The organism is Alienimonas chondri (assembly GCF_013036045.1).
GTDB lineage: Bacteria > Planctomycetota > Planctomycetia > Planctomycetales > Planctomycetaceae > Alienimonas > Alienimonas chondri.
In genome coordinates this window covers 40,001-61,006 of record NZ_WTPX01000006.1, presented here as the reverse complement: position 1 = coordinate 61,006, position 21,006 = coordinate 40,001, and the positions used below count along the sequence as shown (strand labels likewise).

Genomic DNA, 21,006 nt, shown 5'->3' with positions numbered 1-21,006 from the left:
GCGACGGCTGTGATCCGTTCTCGCTGTGGGGGTTGTGCGTTTAGCCCGTCTCCCAGAAGCAAAGAGACAAGCGCGAGCGAGCAATATGGGTTGAATCTAAACCGAAAGGATTTCATTTCGTCCTCCATATTACTCGATTGGCTCGCAGTACGATCAGATCGCGGGGCGCGTACGACGTGGCCGCCCGTCAGCGGGAGGGGCTTCCGACAAGAACGGTCACTCCGCCCCCGCGTCGTCGGTTTCTCCCCGCAGCCCTTGGGCGACGGTAAGATAGTAGTTGCGGGCCGTCGCGGTCACGCTGCGGCGGGCGAGTTGCGTCAACGCGTCGGCCTTCAGGTTCTTGGCGGCCTGGTCCTCCGGGTCGAGGGCCAGCAGGCGGTCGGCGAGTTGGGCGGCCCATTGGGCGTCAGCCCCGTCGCCGCCCTCCAGCGCCTCCCGGGCGGCGGACCGCAGGTTCTCCGCGCCGCCGGCCAGCTTGGCGAAGCGTTCGGCCTCTTCCTTCGGGGGCAGCCGGAACAGGTTCGTGGGGTTGCCGTCGAACCAGCCGAGGTAGCCGGCGAACACGCTCCGCACGCCCCACTCCGGGTGGCCGTAGAACGGGCGGAGGTACTCTTTATTCGCCAGTCGCTCCGGCAGGCGGACGGTCGCGGCGAGTTCGTCCGGCGTCAGCCCGCGGTTCATGCCGGCGACGGTCTCGTCGTGGATGTATTGCACGGCGTCGCGGTAGTCGGTCAGGACTTCGCGGACCTGCTCCTCGCCCAGCACCGGGTCGGTATGCCCGCCGACCAACGCCGCGGCGTCGCGATCGACCATTTTGTCGAGGCTGTCCGCCCACAGCCGGACGCTGCGATTCGGCGTGCCGCGAATGGCGTACAGGTTCGGGAAGGAGCGGTAGAAGTTGTCGCCGGCGAACAGCGTGCGGCTGGCGCCATGCCAGACGAACAGTTCGTCGTTCGTCTCGCCGGGGGCGGCGACCAGTTCGATCGTGACTCCGCCGACCTCGACGGTCCGGCTCTCCTCGGCGAGGAATTGTGAAGGCTTCACTTCCCGCCCCGCTTCGAAGGCGTTGCCGCCGCGCTTGGGGTAGCGGGCGGGGGCGACGCCGTTGTTGATGCGGTCCTCCGGCGGCAGCATAAACCCGGCCTGCCGGGCGCCCCGGACCCGTTGAAACGAAACGCCGCCGGCCAGCAGCGGACGGGCCTCGCTGCCGAAGTTCTCATGCGCCCAGACCTGCGGCTTCTCGTCAGCGAGTTCGAGAAACGCCGCGGCCCCGCCGGTGTGGTCGCCATGAGAGTGGGTGAACACGATCGCCCGGACCGGTTTGTCCGTCAGCTTGCGAAACTCCGCGGCGATCCGGCGACCGTCGTCCACCGACATGCCGGTGTCGATCACCACGGCCCCGTTCTCGCCGACGATCAGCCCCACGTTCGCCGGGCTGTAGCCGACGGCGACGAACACGCCGTCGGAGACCGTGACGATTTCTTCCTCGAATTGCTCGCCCTGCGCCCGCAACGCGGCCGTCGCGGCCTCGGGCTCATCAACCCGCGGCGTCTGGGCGAACGCGGCGCCGCCCAATCCGAGTAAACCGGCGGCGAATACGAACACGAAACGCTTCATCGGATCATCTTCTCGGTCTGGGAGCAACGACGCTACGGCGTTCACTCGGCGGCGGCAACCTGCCGAGGATCGATGCAATTTTGGACGCCCGGCCCTGCCGCTCACAGCGACGGAGCGGGGGCAGCACACCGCCGCCGGCGTCAGGTTGGCCGGTACCTAAGGACCGGCCAGAGAAATGCGTTGCGGAGTTCGCGAAATAAGGCCGACCCCCAGTCCAAGAGTTCGCGTAATGGCCCAGCGCCGCCTGCCCAGACAGTTCGCCGACGTCGCCGTTCACCACCTGCCGCCGGACCGCTCGGTCGGCGCCGCCAGCGGTCGGCTTCGCCTTCTTAATCGCGTCGTACTGAACGATCTCTGGACTGAACGATCTCTGGTACGTGCTGCGGTCGCTGGGGGTCGAGCTGTCCATCCGGGAACGCGGTCCGCCATACGGCAGCCGGTCGGGGAAGATCCAGTGGGTCGTCGAGCGGATAATCGATTGGGCAATGGGTTTGCGGCGGCTGCGGGTTCGGTACGACCGAACAGCCGAGGCAGCTGAGGCGTGGAACGCCTTGGCGATTCCGGTGATCAACACCCGCTTCCGGCGACTCGTCGTCGCGGACGGCGCCGAACCTCAATCACCGATTCTTAGTCCGCGGGCGCCAGGACAACCATTGCGGAGCAGCCTTGAAGCGGGCCCCCGAAGTATTTTGCCTGCAATCCGCGACCCGAACGCCCGCGTTCAAGAACGGCTGGAAAATCTCGGGAGCCGTGGTCGCCCTTGCCCTCTCCGCACTCGCGCTGTCGCGACGGCCGCCCAAATCCTTCTTCGGCTTGGGCCGACACGCCGTCGCTCACGTTGCGGATCACCATCCTTCTAAATCAAAGCGACGTATCGACTTCTATCACGGCGCCGTCGGCGATCACGCAGAGACGGTCGCCGACGGTGGGGCGGATGGACAGCCCGTCGGCGAACGTCGTGAACGCCGGCAGGGTCAGGACGTCGCCCGCGATGTGGAAGCAGGGCAGTTTGAGCCGCTCGCCGCCGGGTCCGTCCAGTCGAATGGCGGGGTGCACGTGACCGGCGAGCACGGCGCCGCGCGGGTCGGCGTGGGGAACGTGACGCAGCACCAACGGGGGGTCCGGCGTTGGTTCGTCATAGACGTCGATCGCCCAGCGGGGATCCGGGCCGCCGGCGGAGCGATCGTGGTTCCCCTCGACCAACTCGATCCGCACGTCGGCCACGCCCGCCCGCCACGTGCGGATCGCCTCGTTGAACGCCGGTTCGTTCCGCCCCTGACGAGCGTGCAGCAGGTCGCCCAGCACCACTAATCGCGTCGCACCGACGCGCCGAAGGGCGGCCGTGAGCCGCGACAGATCCGCCGCCGTCGTGCCGGCCGGCACGGCGATCCCGCCCGCGCGGAACGCGGCGGTCTTCCCCCAATGCGTATCGGCAACGTACAGCGTGCCCCCCGATCCAGCGTTCGGGTTCGGTCGGTACGCCGCCCTTTCGGGAAGGAGCACGAGATCGGCTCCACCAAACGTCAGCGGAAAATCGCCTGTCATGAGGGCGGAACGCAGGGCGGAGCGGGATCGTCGGGTGTGTGGAACCGCGCGGCCGGCGCAGAGTTCACCCGGCCGCCGATTCCAGTCGCAGCGTCATCCGCCGGACGCGATCGGCCAGCGTTTCCGAACTGACCCGCTCCCGCATGCGGTCGACCAACAGCGGGAAGGCCAGCGGGGTCGGACGACGGCAGTCGCTCAGCAGAACCTTCGCGGCGTTGATACGCTCCAGCGTCTCCCGCAGCCGGGCGGCGTCGAGTTGTCGGTCGAGCACCTCCTCGCTCGCCTGTTTGAAGAGCAGGTTGCCCGGGTCGTAGTTTTGAAAGACGTCGTAGAGCAGACCGCTGCTGGCCTGCATCTGTCGAGCCGACTTGCCGGCACCCGGATAGCCGACGAAGACCAGCCCCGCGACGCGGGCGATCTCCCGGAACTGCCGCTTCGCCATCTCGACCGCGTTGAGCGACTCCGCAATATCTTCGCGAAGGCGTTCCGGCGAGAGCAGATTCTCGTTCAATGCGGCCTCCAACGGCGCCGGGACCGGTGACAGGAGTTCGACGCCGTAGTCGTTCACCGTGACGGCGAACGTCGTCGAGACTCGCCGGGAGAGCCGTAGCGCCCACAGCGCCCCCAGCCCCTCATGCACCTGACGACCGGCGAAGGGGAAGAAGAACAGGTGATGTCCGTCGCGGGTTTTCACGCGTTCGATTAATAATTCGTCCCGGCCCGGCAGGTGCGACCAATCGCGTTGCAGTTCGAGGATCGGGCGGACGGATTTCATCTCCGGCCCCCGGTATTCACCGTCGCGGGCCTCCTCAAGCCGTTCCCGGACAGCGGCGGCTAGTTCGCCGCTCAGCGGCATGCGCCCGCCGCTCCACCGCGGCACCGCTCCGGTCGTGCCCTTCGCCCGGCGTACCCACGCCTTCATTTCGAACACCTTGACCAATTCCAACGGCCGACCGGCGAAGAGGAATTTATCGCCGGGTTTGAGTCGAGAGAGAAAGTGTTCTTCCACCGTGCCCAGTCGGGCGCCCTTCAAATATCGCACTTCGACGGCCGCATCGCTGGCGATCGTGCCGATGCTCATGCGGTGGCGGCGAGCGATCCCTTTGTCTTCGACGCGGTACTCGCCGTCCCGCAAAACGACGCGGGAATATTCCGGATAGTTTCGTAGCGCCTCTCCGCCGCGGGTGATGAAGTCCAGGCACCAGTCCCATTCCGCCTCCGTTACCGCCGCGAAGCTGCTGGCGGTGCGAATCTCCGCGAGAAGTTCGTCCCGATCAAACCCGGTTCCGAGCGCGACCGTGACGGCGTGTTGGATGAGCACGTCCAGCGGCTTCTTCGGCGGCGTGCGGGCCTCGATCCGGCCGGCGTCCATCGCGGCCCGGGCGGCGGCCACCTCCACCAGTTCAAAGGCGTGCGTCGGCACGCAGGTCACGCGGCTGGTCTGGCCGGGCGCGTGTCCGCTGCGGCCGGCTCGCTGCAACAAGCGGGCGACGCCCTTCGGGCTGCCCACCTGCAAGACCCGATCGACCGGGGCAAAGTCCACGCCGAGGTCCAGGCTCGACGTGCTCACCACGCACTTCAATTCGCCGTTTTTCAATCCCGCCTCGACCCACCGGCGGCTCTCTTTTCCAAGCGAACCGTGGTGCAACGCGATCCGGCCGGCCCAGTCGGGGCGGGCTTTGAGAATCGCCTGATACCACAGTTCCGTCTGGCTGCGCGTGTTCGTGAAGAGGATTGAGGAAGCCGCCGATTCCACGATCGGCAACACCTGGTCGAGCTGCTTCAGACCCAGATGTCCCGACCACGGAAAGCGCTCCACGTTCTGCGGGAGGATCGAATCGACCGCATATTTCTTGCGGCGTCCGCCCGAGAGAATCGTGGGGGCGTCGCCGCTGGTCCCTAATAGCGTCGCCGCGGCCTCTTCGAGATTGCCGAGCGTCGCGCTGAGTCCCCACGTTTTCAAGCCCGGCCGCCAGCGTCGCAGGCGAGCGAGGCAGAGTTCCGTCTGCGAACCGCGTTTAGAACCGAGCAGTTCGTGCCATTCGTCCACGATCACGCATTCGAGGTGGGCGAACTGCTCCACGCAATCGGCCCGCGCGAGGGCCAGCGACAGGCTTTCCGGCGTCGTCAATAACGCCGTAGGCAGACGTTTCGACTGGCGGGACTTGATCTTGGAGGTCGTATCGCCCGTGCGGCTTTCCAGCGACCAATTCAGCCCCAGCGCCTCCAGCGGGACGCGGAGGCTGTTCTCCGTATCGCCGGCTAGCGCTCGCAGCGGGGTGATCCACAGCACCCGCAACGGCGGCGAGCGGCGACGGCGTTTCGTCTCGGCCTCCCTCGCTTTCGCCGGGTCGACGGTCTCCCCACGGGCGAGGCCGTCGATCACCGGTCCCAGCCACGCCGCCAGCGTCTTGCCGGTGCCGGTGGTGGCGTGAATCAGCCCGCTCTCGCCGTGGGCATAGGCGTTCCACGCCCGGGTTTGAAAGCGGAACGGCTTCCGGCCGGTCGCGCTGAACCAGTCGCGGACGGTGCGTTTCGCGCGGGTGCGGGCTGCGGCGGTGGGCTGTTTCGACAGGTGGGTATTCAATGAGCCGCGACCGTCAGGGAGCCGGTCGATCTGACGGGTGCGGGCGGTGGGCGATCGCCGACAGATCGGACCGATCAAAAGGGTCGGCTTCCCGATGGTCACGGCTCTTCGGCACATTGCCAAGATGTCTCCGCCAAGCCAGCACGAGCAGAAGGACAATCGCCAAGCCCGCCGCCACAAGTAATCCACCGAACAACCGTCCCCAGAAATCAGCCCTGTGGTCCGACATCCAAACCCACTGGCCGATCCCGCCGGCCACAAGGCTGAGGGAGACCCAGCCCAGCACCATCGACAGCAGAATGAGCCCCAAGCGGGCGTTCGACGGAGACCCGGGGTTCGTCATTCCACCAACCCCTTCACCGTGTCCAGCGTGTCCGCCTCCGCGGCGATCTTATCGTCCCGGATGCGAACGATACGCGGGAATCGCACCGCGATGCCGCTTTTGTGGCGGGTCGATTGTTGAATGTTTTCGAAGGCCAGTTCGAAGACTCGTTCGTGCTTCACCTCGCGGACGGGACCGAACTTATTCACGGTGTTGCGGCGGATCCATTTGTCGACGCTGCCGATCTCCTTGTCCGTCAAGCCGCTGTAGGCCTTGGCGAAGGGGACCAGCTTCGCTTCGCCGTCGACTTCGTCCCAGACGCCGAACGTATAATCGGTATACAAACTCGCCCGCCGACCGTGGCCGCGTTGTGCGTACAGCATTACACCGTCGACGGTATACGGGTCCACCTTCCACTTCCACCACGGTCCCCGCACCCGGCCGACGCCGTAGGGGGCGTCCTTGCGCTTTAGCATGAGTCCCTCGGCCCGCATGGAGCGACTGTGCTCCCGGTGGACGGCGAACGCCTCCCACGTTTCGCCCTCCAGCAGGTCCGACGGGGAGACATTCAGCCCCTGCTCGGCCAGCGACTCGGCGATCGCGGCGAGGCACTCCCGGCGGCGCTCTAATGGCTGGTTGCGGACGTCTTCGCCGCCTGCTTCCAGCACGTCGAACAGCACGAAGTGCGCGGGGCACTCCTTCAACAGCTTCTTGCCGACCGTCTTCCGGCCGATCCGGCGCTGGAGTTCCGCAAAGCTCTGCACGTCTCCGTCACGGGCGATCACGATCTCGCCGTCCAGCGCCGTGCCGTCCGGCAATGCGTCGGCGACGGCGAGGATCTCCGGGAATCGCTCCCCGATCAGTTCCTCTCCCCGACTCCACACGAAGCTTTGACCCTGCCGACGGATCACCTGCGAACGGATGCCGTCCCACTTCCACTCGGCGAAATACTCGTTCGCATCGTCCAGGTCGTCGGACGGGGCGACGGTGGGGTGAGCGAGGAAGAAGGGATACGGACGGCTGGCGTCAATCTCGCCGTCGGCCTCGGGGAGCGTGAGAGACGTATAAAACCCCGCAGTCGGTTCCCACGTGCCCATCATGCGGTGAGCGACCAGTTCGGGCGGAACGTCGCCGACGATCGCGAGGGCTTTGATGACGCTCCGCTGCGAAACGCCCACGCGGAAGCTGCCCGTCATTAATTTTCCGGCGACGAATCGCTGCGGTCGATCCAGCTCCCGCCAGAGCTGCACCACCGCTGCCCGGCGCTCGCCCTCCTCCATCCCTTTCAGGGGCAGCAAGCGTTCTTCCACGAAGGTTTTGAGCGGGAGCTCGGTCGCTTCTTCCGGGGGCGGCAGCAACAGAGCGAGCGTCTCGGCGAGATCGCCGACGACTTCATAACTCGCCTCGAACAGCCAGTCCGGCACCCCGGCCTCCGCGGCCCCCCACGCCCGTAACTCGCGGGAGAGCAGCAGCCGTTTCAGCTTGCGACCGGAGAGAAAATAGACCGCCCACGCGGCGTCGGCGGGCGGGGCGTCCTTAAAGTAGTCGACCAACGCCGCCTGCTTGGCAAGCGTTTTATTCGTCTCGTCGAGCCGGGTGAACAGGGTCGTGAACTTATTCATTGCCGGCGCCCTCGTTCGCCGCTTCGGCGAGTTCTTCGTCAGTCGATTCCCGGTCCGATTCGGCGCTGCCCTCGTCGGTCTCGCCTTCGAACCACGTTTCGAGCTGATGGGCCTCCACCTCGGTTTCGCTATTCAGATATTGTTCCATCACCCGCCGACTGCCGTGCGTGATGAAGCAACGCTCGCAGCCGGTGTCTCGGACTGTTTGAAGTAGTCCGTCCCAGTCTGCATGGTCGCTCATGACGAAGCCGCGATCGACCGAGCGGCGCCGGCGTTGCCCGCGGACCAGCATCCAGCCGCTGGCGAAAGCGGTGCTGTAGTTCCGGAACTTGCGCAGCCACGGCGTGCCTCGCGCCCCCGGCGGGGCGACGACCAGGGCGCCGTCCCAGTCTTTGCCCCGCTCGCCGCGACCGGCGTACTCGCACGCCGGCAGGTCGATCCCCGCTTGTCGATAGCCCTCGTTACACACCTGCACGGCGCCGTGGCCGTAGATCGGACCGATCGACGGGTCCGCCCCCGCCAACAATCGTTGGGCTTTCCCGAGCGCGTAGGCGAACAGCACGCTGACCTTCCCCGCCGCCCGGTTCGCCGCCCACCAGTCGTTCATCTGCCGGAAGATCTCGTTTTGATCCGGCCAGCGATAGATCGGCAGGCCGAACGTCGATTCCGTAATAAAGGTCTGACATTGCACCGGCTCGAAGGTCGCACAGGTGCGATCGGAGCCGAGTTTATAGTCTCCGCTGACGACCCAGACTTCGCCTCGGCGCTCAACGCGCACCTGAGCGGAGCCGAGGATGTGCCCGGCCGGGTGAAGACTGACGGTCACGCCATTCATATGAACCGCTTCGCCGTACGCCGCGGTTTGAATCACCGCCTCCTCGCCCATGCGAGGGCGGAGCACCGGCTCGCCCTCGGGGGTGGTGAGGTAGCTCCCCATGCCCCGTCGCGCATGGTCGGCATGAGCATGCGTGACGACGGCTCGCTCCACCGGTCGCCAGGGATCGATATAAAAGCCGCCCGCCTCGCAATACAAACCGCGGTCTGTGCGGGTGAGGAGTTCGGACATACTGGAGACGGCGGGGGAATCAGAGATCAATGCATGCGGTTGATCCGTCGTGCGTGTCGACCGTTGTATTGACCGTCAGGGGGGCAATCGATTCACTCGGAAGCGGCGACGATTTCGCCACGGAACGCGGGTCGTCCGGACTTGTTGCGATCAGGCGGGGCGAGTGATCTCAAAGTCGATCGGGCCGACCGATCCGCCGTTGGTCGTCTCGCTGGGACAGGCGGTGAGTCCGACGATCAGATCGACGAGGGCCTCGAACTCGACCGCATCGCCCGGTTCGGACAGCGGCGTCTCCACGGAGATCTTGCCCGACGGCTGGAACTGCACGTTCATAAAGCAGTTGAACGTGCCCGGGATGGCGTCCGGCTCGATGCCGTAGGGGCCGAGTCGTTCGGCGAGGTTGGCGAAGCAACTTGGATGATCGTCCAGTCCGTAGAGGATGCGATACATTTCCGGACTGCAGGGGGTCAGCAGAAAATCGTGCCGCCCGCAGGTGTCCGCGACGATCTTCATGAGCTTGTTCGAGCGATTCGACCAGAGAAAATTGCCGGTCGTGAGCAGCAGCGTCTCTTCATAGTCGAACGTGCGTCCGCAGCTGAGAAACTCCCGCACGTCGTCCGCGGGGTAGCAGAGCAGGTCGGAGACCTGCCGGCCGCCGGGATCGATGACGCGAAGACGTTCCCCCCGCTTCAATTCAAAGGCGATTCCGGTACAGGGCGCAATCCGGCGACGGCCTTGCGGACGAGATTCGGTCGGATCAGCGGACGGCGGCGCGGGGCCGGGCGGCGGCGGGGCGAGAGCGGGCATCGTTGACGAGGGGCGCGGCGCTGGGGGAAAGGGGAACGGCCGGCGACGGCGTTATCGAGCGGCGTGAAACGGGCACTTCCAATCGGCGGGGACGGCCCGTCCGCTGTATTGGCGGGCCTCTGAACGATTGCCGAAGTCCGCCAACATCGGATTGACGCTGCCCGTGCGTTGACGATCCCGAGTCCGGATCACGTCTCGCATGCGATCGTATTTACCCGCTTGCCGGAGGGCTTCGAACTGCTCGTGCAGATTGAAGACGAGCGCCGGTCGCGGAAACCGCCGCGCGGGCCGACTGCTGCGCGGGTGCATGCCGATGACGTAATAGCTCCGGCCGGCGAAGCTGAACGAGAACTTTTGATCGGCGGGGTCCGCACTGGTCGCCGGGTCCCAAGGCGCGTCGTCAGTCGCGTGCAGGGCGGAGAGTTGCCGCCAGAGATCTCGCTCAAACGCCTGCTCGGGATCGTCTGCGTCGGCATAACGATCGGGCTCGGCCATCGGTCGCCCCGGTGCGTCGAACACGGCGATAAACGTGGCGAAGTCGGAGGCGTCCGCATCTGCGGGCTCGCCGTTCTCGTCGTCGGTCGAGCCATGCCCGAACCGCGCGAGATCCGCTGCGAGACCGGTCGTCGCCGCGTCAGACCCCAGCGGCTCGTACAGCCCGAACCGATACGACTCGGCATTGAACGCGGCTCGGGCGGCGACGCAGGGATGCCGGCTCGGATCGACGCGTTGCGTCAACCATTCCAGCACGGTCGCCGCATCCTCCAGGTGTGCCCGTCGAGAATCCGGGACGACCGGTTCGCCCCCCGGTCCCGGCGCGCAGTAGAAGCCGTCTGAAGGAACCTGCGGCCTCGCTTGCGTCGCGCACGATGTGGCTGCAGGACAAACCCCAGACCGGGTCGAGGGGGGCGAGAGAGGCGTTGCGAGCATGGTACTAGTGTTCGGTCGCACAGGTGTCCGGCCACTGCCGGATTGCCCCGCAATCGACCGGAGCGATCCCCCGGGGAAGATCCCCAAGTCGCGACTGGGTCCCCGACCGTGCAGCCTTGAGGGGGCGGCGCCTACATCTCCCAATGTCTATTCCGGCCTTCGTAAACGTCGCACCTCCGAAACTGCCGAAAGACCTGTCAGGAAGGTTCTTGTTGAGCGAATCCGCCGCACTCAAAACGAACCGCTCTCGGTCGCGGCCGCCCCTTCCTTCACGGTTTCCTGAATGGATGAGGGAAAAACCTCTGAGGCGAGCGATTCGACAGCGCTCCGCAGGCCGGACGGGGCCGGCGGCGGTGGTGACGGTTCCCGCCCGCGACGAAGAAGAAAATATGCCTCCGCTCATGGAGGCGTTGGCCTCTCAAGGCGGATTAGCGGGTCGGGATTTTTTTGAGGTGTTCGTACTGGCCAACAACTGCATGGACCGAACCGCCGCCGCCGCTCAGCACTACGGGCGGCGGGCGGGTCTCGTCGTTCGGACGGCGAACGTTTCGCTCCCCGCGGACGTCGCGCATGTCGGGACCGCGAGGCGATTGCTCGCCCGAGCGGCTCTCCAACGCATCGCAGACGATCGGGGTCCCGGGGGAGGCGCCGTGCTCACCACGGACGCCGATACGAAACCGGCGGTCGATTGGGTCGCCGAAAACCTGCGGGCGCTTCGGGAGGGGGCGGATTGCGTCTGCGGGCGGGTGCTCGTCGAAGCGCCGGATCCCGCAGACCTCATCGGCCGGCGGGCCGCCCGTTGGCATGGGCTGCGTCGCCGACATCGTCGCCTGAGCGACCGGCTGGCCTGGCTGATCGACCCGGAACCGGACGACCCCTGGCCGCGGCACACGGACGAAGCCGGGGCGAGCCTCGCGATCACGGCGGAGGCGCTCCGTCGCTGCGGCGGCTTCCCAGCCCTTCGCTGCGGGGAAGATCGCGCCCTGGCGGACGCCGTGCGGCGGGCCGGCGGTCGCGTCCGTCACGACCCGCGAGTCAGCGTCCGGACCAGTCGCCGACGCGACGGCCGATGTCCCGGCGGATTGGCGGACTTGCTGACGCGACTCGGCTCGGCCTCTTCGTCCGACCAGTCTGAGACTGACCGGCTCGTCGAAGACCCGCGGCGGTGGGAACGTCGCCTGCACGTGCGGGCCGCGCTGCGTCGTATCTGGTCGAGGCCGCCGGCGCCGGCGGAGCGCTACGAGACGCACGGACTGCTGGACCGCACCGCGCTTGCCCGCCGGCACGCGGCGGGGGAGCCGTTCGGGGGGATCGTCGCGGATCTCAATGCGGCCCACGATCCGCCGACCGTTCCTCTGAAAGACGCCGTTCAACGACTCAGCGACCGCGTCGCTCAGCTAACCGTCCGCCGCGAGCCCCCTTGTCAATCTGCCTTCTCAAACAGGTCGATTCGATAGAACGGCTCCCGCTTGCTCTTGAGGCGGCGTAAGCCCGGCGTCTCCTGGAACGCGTCGTGGACGTCGTCCCCGGTGCGGGGGTAGTCCGGGACGAAGACTGTCCAATGCACCAGTACGAGGCGCCCGCCCGGCTCCAGGCTTCTCAGAATCGCGGCCCGCGTTTCGTCCAGATCGCCGTTCGAGAGGTAATACAGAACCTCGCTGGCGATGATCAGATCGAACGTACCGTCCGGCCAGTCTCTTGGGAGAACCGCCGTGCGGACGTCGACGTGGTCCAGCTCTTCGCATCGCGTTCGACAGCGGGCGACCGCCGCCGAAGCGGCGTCCACGGCAAGCAGCGCCTCGCAGCGTTCGGCCAGGCGCGCGGTCAGGACGCCGATCGAACAGCCGAGTTCCAGGCCGCGGCGGAATCGCGTCTTCGGCAGGGCGTCCAGCGTCGCCTCGTACTTCGCGGCTTCATAGGGACTGCCGGCGAAATCCCAGGGGTCGACGGCGGTTTCGTACTTCGCATCGAAGTAGGCAGTCGGCACGGTGTCCGCCGCTCGTCCGTCCGGGGGGAGCAGCAGAATCTCGGTTTGCAGTCCGCCCGGCCGTTCGCACTGCTCGCGCCACTCCGCCGGCATGGTGAACCCCGCGGGGGCGTCCGAAATGACGTGCGGGTCCATCTGCGACGCATGGGACGCGATCGCGGCTCGCTTGCGGTCCCACACGGTCGAGACGTCCAGCCTTATCGGAACGACCTCGGCGGCCGAGCCGTCCCTTCGCGGAAGGTCGGCGTCTCGCCGGGTCTTCCACAGGTGCACGCAGTACTCCACGAGTCGCGCCCCGCCGCCGGACGCCGTCGCCAGGTCGTATGCGGCGCGATGGTCCCCGTGCGGCTCTCGTCGCCAAGGGAGGAGCAGCGTGTGGGGCGGCCCGTCCGGCAGGTCGGAGAGGACGGTTCGCAAGCGCTCGACCGCCTCCTCGAAGCCGTCTGCGCCCCTCCGCGGAACTGCGCCGTCGGGCAGACCGAGGAAGTGGATTGCGTCGGAGTCCACGCCGAGCCGCTCGCAGGCGGTGCGGGCTTCCTCACGCCGCAACTCGGCGAGGACGGCCGGCGGATGGCTTCGCGAGCCGGGATGGGAGCCGTCGCCGTCGGTGAGGAAGAGGACGGTCACCGGCAGTCCGACGTCCCGCAGCAGGGCGATCGTGCCGCCCGCGCCGAGCGATTCGTCGTCGGGGTGCGGGGCGATCACCGCGGTCCGTCCCAGCGTGCGGACCCAGTCGGCCGGTCGCTCCGCGATCGACGCCGGATCCGCGAACGGCGTGCCCCGCAGGCGCCGGTTCGGCCCGGGGGCCGTCACGTCGGGATCCAGCAACTCTTGGGCGAACAGGCCGTCGGTCTCGTCGAGCGTGAATCGGGCGACGCCCTCCACGCTCGTGTCCAGGGCCGGTTGCCGGAGGTAGGTCGAGAGGTCGCGAATCAGCCGCTCCAACAGGTGCGGCGTCACCAGGCCGCGGAGTCCGATGCACTGGGAGGCGAGCTGGATGACCTCATGGGAAAGCTCCTCGATCTCCGTTCGGGCGGCCCGGGTGTAGGCGACCAGCCGGTCTACCTGCGACGGGTCGTCGAGCCAGCGTTCGCATCGCGGACCGAAGCCGTCGAGCCAGAGTCGCCCGCGGGTCGTCAGCCGCGTGAGCGTCGCCGCTCGGGTTCGTTGTCCGTGGTGGTCCGTGCGCTTCGCCGCCTGAAGCTCCTGCCGGACCAACTCCACGAGTCGTTCGCACGCCCCGACTTGGGCGGCGAGGAACCGGGCCGCTCCCGCCGTCAGGATGGGTTCGCGCAGATAGTCGCCCGGCGCCCCGACCAGTGAGCCCTGCTCGATCGAGGCCGTCGGTTCAAACAGGATCGACCGCGTTCCGGCGCCGCGGACGCCCATCGGTTCGCCCTCCGGGGGCAACAGGGTGTGCGGCGTGTCGTCCATCGGGACCACGGTCATCTGCCAACCGCCCGGCTCGTCGCCTTCGTCTTGGACAAGCGTGCCGCAGATCACCGGTCGGGTCGCCGTCGCGGCGCCGCTGCAGAAGACTTTTCCGCCCCGCAGTTGAACGCGTCCCTCGTCGGGAACGAGTTCCAGCGAATGGCCGGGGCGTTCGGTGTTCCAGATGGCGCTGAGGGCGCCGTCCCGGATGTCGGCGGCGAACCGCTCCCGGAGGCCGTCGTCGCCGTAGAGTTCGACCAGCTGAACCCCGTTCAGGTGTCCTTCGTACAAACGAGCGAGCGACAGCGACGCACGGCCGAGGCTCCGGCAAACGTCCAGAGCCTCCAGCCATTGGTCGGCCGCGACGCCCAAGCCGCTTCCGCCCCGTTCCGCAGCGAGCGGAGCGACCGTCAGTCCGCTACGCCGAAGCACCGAGAGGGCTTCGGAGAGATCGGCGGTCGCCTCGTCCGCTCGGCCGTATCGCGGATCGTTCTCTCGGGCACAGAACTCGTCTGCGAATTGCGCCGCCTGAGCGGCTGGTCTTCGAGGCGGTTGGTCAAACCGAGACGAAACAGCGTCGTTCAGGCTGGCGGGCATGTCGGACGTTACGAACGCCGCTTGGGGCCCGCCTGGGGAACCTCCCGATTTCTCATGTCGCCGCCGCTTGATCGTCGCCGGGCTTGGGAACTCAGCGCCGGGAATGGGTAAACTTTGCGATTCCTTTTTCGCAAGACAGGGCTGTCCGGTGACGCAAGCCGACGCCGTACCGCCGTATCTCAACTCCGACACAGCCGCGGCGCACCTGCGATCCGTGACGGCGGAGCGGCACAGATTGGTCGAAGAAAAGCTGGACGTTCCCGCTCTGCTGAAGACCCGGCGGGGATATACGTCCCTGCTCGCTTACTTCGCCGCCTGCGTCGGGCCGGTCGAGCGGTGGGTGGACGCCCACCCGCAGAGCGAGACCCTCCCGGCACGACCGCGGTCCCTCGGCTTCGCCCTGCTCCAAGCTGACCTCCGAACGGTCGGAGCGGAGGCGAACCTTGCTCCTTCAGGATCGACGTGGGTGTTCGACGGGGAGTCCGTCGAGCATCTCCTCGGGGCCCTGTACGTTGTGGAAGGCTCGGCGCTCGGAGGGATGGCGATCGCCAAGATGGCAAGGCGGTCATTGGGAGTGACGGCGTCCACGGGCGCCTCGTTTTTCCTCCGCAATGCCGCCGATCCCCTCGGGCCGTGGAACGCCTTCAAGCAGATCCTCAACGCCCGAACGCGGACGGAATCCCAGCGGGCCGGCGCGGCTGCGGCTGCGACCGCCGCGTTCGAGCATTTCCTTCGTCAGCCCCTACCACCGGTCGTCTCTCTTCCGGCCACGTCGAACAGATTATGAGCGGCCAGATCGAGCGTCCACGGCGACAGACGACGCACCACTCCGAGACGAAGCCTCAGGAAGCCCTCGAGGAGCTGCTGGACGAGTGCGCCCAGGAACCGATCCGCACGCCGGGGGCGATCCAGCCGCACGGGGCCCTGATCGCCGTCGATCGCGGCATGCGCATCACCCGAGCCAGTCGAAACCTCGAGGCCTTCGCGGGGGTCGCGGCGGACGCGGCCGTCGGTCGGCCGATCGACGAGGTTCTGCGGTTCCCGGATTCTTTTCAGTTCGATCGCCCACGACTCGAGGGCGGAGCGACGCTCGTGACGGTTCACGCGCCGCAAAACGTGGATCGTCCGCTGCGGGCCTCCGTCCATCAGGCTGGGGACGAGACCGTCGTGGAGTTCGAACCGGCTTCGGAGGAACGGGACGATTCCGGAGAGGGGGCGTCTCGCCGCGAGACCTACGATCTGATCACGGGGCTGCTGGGGCAGACGCGAGGCGACCGGACGATCGAACAGTTGTGCGAAATGACGGTCGAGGCGATCCGCCGGCGGCTCGGCTTCGACCATGTCATGATTTATCGATTCGATGCAAAATACAGCGGCGAGGTCGTCGCCGAGAGTCGCAACGAATCGCTCGACTCGTACCTGGGCCTTCGCTTCCCCGCCAGCGACATCCCGGAACAGGCCCGGGCGCTGTATCTGGAGACGCCGGTCCGAGCCTTGGCCGACGTCAGGTATGAACCGGTCGAGCTGTTAGGGGACGACGCGAACCGGGATCCGCTGGATATGTCCGCGTGCCGACTGCGGAGCATGTCGCCGATTCATCGCGTCTATCTGCAGAACATGGGCGTCGCCGCCAGCGTCGTGCTGTCGATCGTTTGCGAGGGACGACTGTGGGGGTTGGTCGCCTGTCATCATGCGACGCCCCGAGCGATCTCGCTGGATACCGTCCATGCGATGGCGCTGGTCAGCGAGACGATTTCGATCCGCGTGCAAATGGCGGAAGAGCGGCGCATGCGTCAGGCGCTGAACGGCCGGTTCGTCACTCAGAATCGCGTTCTGGACCGCCTGCATTCCGCTGAGGATCTCGTCGCCGAGCTTGCGGAAGTGGCGGACGACCTGATCGCGTTATTGGAGGCCGACGGCTTGGCCGTGCGGTTCGGCGAGGACGTCTGGACCTTCGGCAAGGCTCCCGAACGCGGACACGCGGCGAAGCTCATGGACGAAATCGGCCGCCTCGGCGGGGACGGCCTGTTCTTCTCCGAGTCGCTGCTCCGCGACCTGCCGAACGCGGCGGCGGTCGCCGAGGGGGTCGCCGGGGTCGCGTCGCTGCAGTTTCGCGAACGCGACTTCATCCTGTTCTTCCGCGAAGAACAGGCTCGTTCCGTCCGGTGGGGCGGCAATCCCGAGAAGGCGGTGTCCCGCGATGCCAGCGGACGATTGCTGCCCAGGGCTTCGTTCGCGGAATGGGTCGAACAGGTCGGCGGTCGCTGCCGTGCCTGGACGGACGTGGACAGAGAGACGGCGGATGATTTCCGAAAGGCGCTCGCCGTCTTCGTGCTCCGCCGCACCCGCGAGTTGAAAGTCCTCAATCGGCGACTGCGGCAAAAGACGGACGAGATCGAGCAGTTCGTCTACTCCGTATCGCATGATCTCAAGTCGCCGCTGGTGACCTGTCAGGGATTCCTCGGCGTCCTGCGGGAAGACCTCGCCGCCGGCCGAACCGAGGATCTGGAGGACTCGATCGGGCGAATCGAGCGTGCCGCCACGACGATGGGCACGTTCGTCAACGATCTCCTGGCGTTCAGTCAGATCGGTCGCGCGGGCGAGGGGGAAGGCGCCCCCGTCGACCTGAACGAGGTCGTCCACGATGTGCTCGGCCAACTGGCCCCCCGTATTCAGGCGCAGGACGTGACCGTCGACGTCGACGACCGACTGCCGACGCTCGTATGCCGCCGCCATGACGCGCTTCGCGTCTTCGACAATCTCTTATCGAACGCGCTCAAATACGGTTGCGACGGAGAAAATCGCCGGATCGAAGTCTCCTGTCGATCTCAGGCGGTCGAGCACATCGTCTCCGTCCGCGACTGGGGCGAAGGGATTCCGGAAGAGTATCACGCGAAGGCGATGCAGCTGTTCCAACGAGTTCATACTCAGAAAGACGGAACAGGCGTCGGCCTCGCCAGCGTCTCGAAAATCGTCGAGCAGCTTGGCGGACGGGTCTGGCTGGAGAACGCTTCGGACGGCGGGCTGATCGTCCACTTGGCCTTTCCGCGCGAGCTGCCCCTCGAGCATCGCTTTGCCGGCGCCGTATGATCGCAGCGTCCCTGCTGATCGGCTTCCGGCCCCCCACACCTTTCGACTCGAGATTCCCCCCCGTTCATGCCCTCTCCTCATCCTCGACCGACGAGATTCCTGCTTGCGGAGGACGACGACGATCACGCGGCGCTGGTGGCCCGTACGTTTGCGCAGCAGGAGCCGGCGCACAGCCTCGTCCGCGTGAAAGACGGCGAAGCCGCAATGCGGCTCCTCACCCGTCAATCGCCCTATGAAACGGCGGAGCGGCCCGAGGTCGTGTTGCTGGATCTGAACCTCCCGCGACTCTCCGGGCACGAAGTCCTCGCGGCGATGAAGGCGGACGCCGAACTTCGAATGATCCCCGTGGTGATTCTCACCTCCTCCGCCGACGAAGGCGATCGAACGCGGGCTTATCAGCACTATGCGAACAGCTACGTCGTCAAACCGCTCAACTTTGAGCAGTTCCGCCAGATGGTGCGCGACCTGAGCGATTACTGGTCCGGCTGGGACGCCCGCGCCGCGTCCCCTTCGCCGAACTAATGGAGACGAGCATCTCATCGACCGCATCGCGTCATTTATGATCGGCTGCGACCTCTCGCGTTCGGTCGGCCCAGACTATTTCATGCTCCGTTGCTGTTGATGCAATCACCGCCCCTTCTGCGCGTGTTGGTCGTCGAAGACGCCGACGATCACTATGAACTCCTGCGGCGTCGTGTCGGAACCTCTGACGTATCCGGAATCGAACTCCACCGCGAGACGACGTTGGCGGGGGGGCTGCGCTACCTGACGACCGAGTCGGTCGACGCCGTGCTCCTCGACCTCGGCTTGCCCGACAGTGAGGTGGGCGAAACGTTGGAGCGATTCAAACGGGCTTGCCCGACCGTCGCCCTGGTGGCGTTGACCTCGTTGGACGACCTGAATTTCGCCGCCGCCTCGGTGGCCGGGGGCGCTCAGGATTTTCTCGTCAAATCGCAGCTCTCTCGGGACGGAGTCGTCCGCTCGCTGCGCTACGCGGTAGAGCGAAAACAAACGACGCTCGCGCTGGAGCGGTCGAACCAGGAGCTGCGAAACTTCGCCCACACGGTCGCCCACGAGGTGCGTCACCCGGCCGCCGCGGCGCTCATGGCGCTGAGCGCCGTGCGGCTCGAACCGCTGTCGGATCAGTCCGAGGAGGTCGTCGCCCTGGCTGAGGAGTCGCTCCGAACGCTCTCGGATCTGGTGCGGGAACTCTTGGACTTCGCGGAGATCGAACACAGTTCGTCCCCGCCGGAAGCGATCGATCTAAATTTAATCATCGACCGAGTTCTCGACCGCTTTCGGCCGGATCTCGATCGGGCCCGCGCCCGGGTCGAGCGAGAGCCGTTGCCCACGGTGACCGCTCATGCGGCTCAACTCTCGCTGTTGTTTCAGAATCTTATCGGGAACGCCATTAAATATCGCAGCCCCGAACGCGATTTGGTCCTCAAGATCGGCCCGGCGGCGTCGGATAGGCGGGGCGTTCGCGTGACGGATAACGGTCGCGGCATTGAAGGTCGGCACCTGCCGAAACTCTTCGACGTCTTTTATCGTGGGGATCCCCCGGCCGAGGTGACCGGAACGGGGGTCGGTCTGGCTCTTTGTCGGCGGATCGCTCAGCGGTACGGCGGAGACATCACGATTCAATCGATCCCGCAACAAGGCTCAACCTTCGAAGCGACGTTCGGAGAACCAGCGGAGGCCAATGGCTCAACGGAGTATGCACAGCGTTCCGGCAACACTTCGTCGTCCTAATCCACGGAAACTTGGCGAACGGGGACAACCGTTTGCGTGGGACAAAGTGCGGCGTCAAGTGGCTACCGCCAGGTTGAATCGCACCGTCTCGATCGTTTGCGCCGCCATGTCCGCTCCGGCCGACGACGGAGCCGACGGCTTCGACGACACGCACGCCCTGAATGCTATACGTCGTCGTGAGCGTGTATTGGTTGCTGCCGATCCCGATGCTGTGGTCGGGCTTCATTCTCTGGCGGTGGGTTCGCAGAACCGCATGACGTAGCAGCCCCACGTTGCGGCCGAGGGCTCCTCCCGCGCGACTCGCTGCCGACCGACCGCCTTGGCCAAGTCCTCTGCCGCCTGCCGGACGGCTCCTGCGTCGGCGGCGTGGAGGCCCCGCTGTCCGCTGCTCCTGCCGCGCAGCCAACCTCTCCCGCTCCTCGCTGCCGGCGATCAGGTTTGCGGTAACCACGCCGAACGCTCCGGCCAGCCCATCCGCCAAATCGATGCCGGGGGCGGCACGCCTTCACGTCTCCTCGTCTACGAACAGGACGCCGCGAACGAGGTCGCGACTGTCCGCCCGACCGCCCAGCGACCCGGCGAGCGTCGCGATCGCGGCGACGAACAGGCTGAGCTTGAGGTGATCCGCCGTCCGCACCGCTGGGTCGACGGTCGGCCACGTCTCCATCAGCTTGCGGGGAAAGATCGTTGAGGAGCCGAGCCAGACCAAGCCTGCCAGCAGCACGAACAGCAGCGCCATCGTCGCGCCGAGGCTTAGCATCGTGGCGGCGGCGGTCACGACCGCGCTCTCCGACAGCGCCCGCCCGCGGTCCCGAGCGGCCCCGAACGCGAACGCCCGATACAATGCCGCCGTCGCCCCGAGCACCGCCACCGCGCTGAACAAGGCCAACTGGTACAGCTCGACGGTGCTGCCGACGTCCCACGGCTCCGGGCTGAAGAACAGAACCAGCAGGACGCTCAACGCGGTCGTGACGAGCGTCGGCAGCCGGCCGAGCAGGCGAATCGGGTTCGCCCGCAGCGCCGCCGCCACGATTCCGGCGGCGTTGGCGCCGGTGATTCGCAGGGCGAACCCCCACCGAGCGAGCCGGCCCGCCCGGTTCGCCGTGGCCCGCTCGCGGGCCTCCCGCGGCAGGTTCCGCCCGATGCGGGATCGCTGGGCCTCGGTGAGGTCCGTCATTGCAGCCAGCTCGTCGACGCCCGCGAAATCGTACATCACGTTCGCCGGGTCGGGGTGATGCGGCAGGTTCAGCAGGTGACCGAAGCAGTGCCGCAATAACGCCGTCAGATTGGCCGCGGCGGCGGCGGCGTCCGGCTCCTCGCCCCGGTAGGCCGGGTCCAACCGCTTCGTGGAGATCACCGCCACGTTCGTCAGACGGCTGGGCAGCGCGACGGTATAGGTAAACGCGGTCGCGGCGAGGTCCACCTCCGTGACGATCAGCAGGAAGTGGACACGGCGCTCCAACTTCTCCGTCATCCCCACCCGGAGAAAATCCAGCGGACGATACGCTCCCTCCGCCGGCGTCATGTGCGGCCCCCGGAAGGCGAGCAGTTTCACCGACACCCCCGCCGTCCCCGCGAGCGTCGCATCGAACCGATCGACCGCGGATCGCACCAGCCCGGCGAACGCGTCCGGTCGATCGGCTTCGACCTCCA

Annotated in this window: 15 protein-coding genes (1 of these 15 running past the window's edge); 5 read left to right on the top strand and 10 right to left on the bottom strand. The window is 66.7% G+C overall.

Annotation, left to right across the window (positions count from 1 at the left end):
* Nucleotides 1-216: 216 nt before the first annotated feature.
* The 8 genes from LzC2_RS01825 to gntA form a co-directional block, all read right to left on the bottom strand.
* Nucleotides 217-1,617 carry an alkyl/aryl-sulfatase gene (locus LzC2_RS01825; protein ID WP_171183118.1) on the bottom strand — a complete coding sequence of 467 codons (1,401 nt, stop codon included), beginning with the start codon at nucleotides 1,615-1,617 and terminating at the stop codon, nucleotides 217-219.
* A gap of 861 nt (nucleotides 1,618-2,478) precedes the next feature.
* Nucleotides 2,479-3,162: a ligase-associated DNA damage response endonuclease PdeM gene (pdeM, locus tag LzC2_RS01815; RefSeq protein WP_246254649.1), complete on the bottom strand. Its 684-nt coding sequence runs from the start codon at nucleotides 3,160-3,162 to the stop codon at nucleotides 2,479-2,481.
* Between the two features lie 64 nt (nucleotides 3,163-3,226).
* On the bottom strand, nucleotides 3,227-5,866 hold the full coding sequence (locus LzC2_RS01810) for a ligase-associated DNA damage response DEXH box helicase (protein WP_171183112.1): 2,640 nt from the start codon (nucleotides 5,864-5,866) through the stop codon (nucleotides 3,227-3,229).
* Nucleotides 5,763-6,059 (bottom strand): hypothetical protein, encoded by a 297-nt coding sequence (locus tag LzC2_RS01805; RefSeq protein WP_171183033.1) that lies wholly within the window; start codon nucleotides 6,057-6,059, stop codon nucleotides 5,763-5,765. The genes LzC2_RS01810 and LzC2_RS01805 overlap by 104 nt, the downstream gene beginning before the upstream one ends.
* Nucleotides 6,060-6,088: 29 nt before the next feature.
* Nucleotides 6,089-7,693, bottom strand: a complete 1,605-nt coding sequence (locus LzC2_RS01800; protein ID WP_171183110.1) for an ATP-dependent DNA ligase — start codon at nucleotides 7,691-7,693, stop codon at nucleotides 6,089-6,091.
* Complete coding sequence (locus LzC2_RS01795) at nucleotides 7,686-8,759, bottom strand: ligase-associated DNA damage response exonuclease (protein ID WP_171183108.1); 1,074 nt, start codon at nucleotides 8,757-8,759, stop codon at nucleotides 7,686-7,688. Before LzC2_RS01795 ends, LzC2_RS01800 begins: the two co-directional genes overlap by 8 nt.
* 150 nt (nucleotides 8,760-8,909) lie before the next feature.
* Nucleotides 8,910-9,566, bottom strand: coding sequence for a DUF1989 domain-containing protein (locus LzC2_RS01790; RefSeq protein WP_171183105.1), 657 nt, complete (start codon nucleotides 9,564-9,566; stop codon nucleotides 8,910-8,912).
* Between the two features lie 51 nt (nucleotides 9,567-9,617).
* Complete coding sequence (gene gntA / locus LzC2_RS01785) at nucleotides 9,618-10,316, bottom strand: guanitoxin biosynthesis heme-dependent pre-guanitoxin N-hydroxylase GntA (RefSeq protein WP_206678529.1); 699 nt, start codon at nucleotides 10,314-10,316, stop codon at nucleotides 9,618-9,620.
* Between the two features lie 323 nt (nucleotides 10,317-10,639).
* On the opposite strand from gntA, the gene LzC2_RS01780 reads away from it, so the two are divergent.
* Nucleotides 10,640-11,953 carry a glycosyltransferase family 2 protein gene (locus LzC2_RS01780; RefSeq protein ID WP_315854493.1) on the top strand — a complete coding sequence of 438 codons (1,314 nt, stop codon included), beginning with the start codon at nucleotides 10,640-10,642 and terminating at the stop codon, nucleotides 11,951-11,953.
* Here the strand turns inward: LzC2_RS01780 and LzC2_RS01775 are convergent.
* On the bottom strand, nucleotides 11,920-14,511 hold the full coding sequence (locus LzC2_RS01775; RefSeq protein ID WP_171183100.1) for a PIG-L family deacetylase: 2,592 nt from the start codon (nucleotides 14,509-14,511) through the stop codon (nucleotides 11,920-11,922). The two genes, LzC2_RS01780 and LzC2_RS01775, sit on opposite strands and share 34 nt — an antisense overlap.
* A gap of 148 nt (nucleotides 14,512-14,659) precedes the next feature.
* On the opposite strand from LzC2_RS01775, the gene LzC2_RS22505 reads away from it, so the two are divergent.
* The 4 genes from LzC2_RS22505 (at nucleotide 14,660) to LzC2_RS01755 (ending at nucleotide 19,353) form a co-directional block, all read left to right on the top strand.
* Nucleotides 14,660-15,298 carry a biliverdin-producing heme oxygenase gene (locus LzC2_RS22505; protein WP_171183097.1) on the top strand — a complete coding sequence of 213 codons (639 nt, stop codon included), beginning with the start codon at nucleotides 14,660-14,662 and terminating at the stop codon, nucleotides 15,296-15,298.
* Nucleotides 15,295-17,601, top strand: coding sequence for an ATP-binding protein (locus LzC2_RS01765; RefSeq protein WP_171183095.1), 2,307 nt, complete (start codon nucleotides 15,295-15,297; stop codon nucleotides 17,599-17,601). Before LzC2_RS22505 ends, LzC2_RS01765 begins: the two co-directional genes overlap by 4 nt.
* Before the next feature lie 66 nt (nucleotides 17,602-17,667).
* The gene (locus LzC2_RS01760; protein WP_171183092.1) at nucleotides 17,668-18,123 is read left to right on the top strand and encodes a response regulator; all 456 of its coding nucleotides are present in this window, start codon (nucleotides 17,668-17,670) and stop codon (nucleotides 18,121-18,123) included.
* 99 nt (nucleotides 18,124-18,222) lie between these two features.
* Nucleotides 18,223-19,353: a sensor histidine kinase gene (locus LzC2_RS01755; RefSeq protein WP_171183090.1), complete on the top strand. Its 1,131-nt coding sequence runs from the start codon at nucleotides 18,223-18,225 to the stop codon at nucleotides 19,351-19,353.
* A 505-nt stretch (nucleotides 19,354-19,858) separates the two neighbouring features.
* Here LzC2_RS01755 and LzC2_RS01745 read toward each other — a convergent pair.
* Nucleotides 19,859-21,006 carry the 3' portion of a zinc metalloprotease gene (locus tag LzC2_RS01745; protein ID WP_171183085.1) on the bottom strand. Its footprint extends 100 nt past the window's final position, so 1,148 of the gene's 1,248 nt are visible here — the last part of the coding sequence; its start codon lies beyond the right edge, outside the window; the stop codon is at nucleotides 19,859-19,861.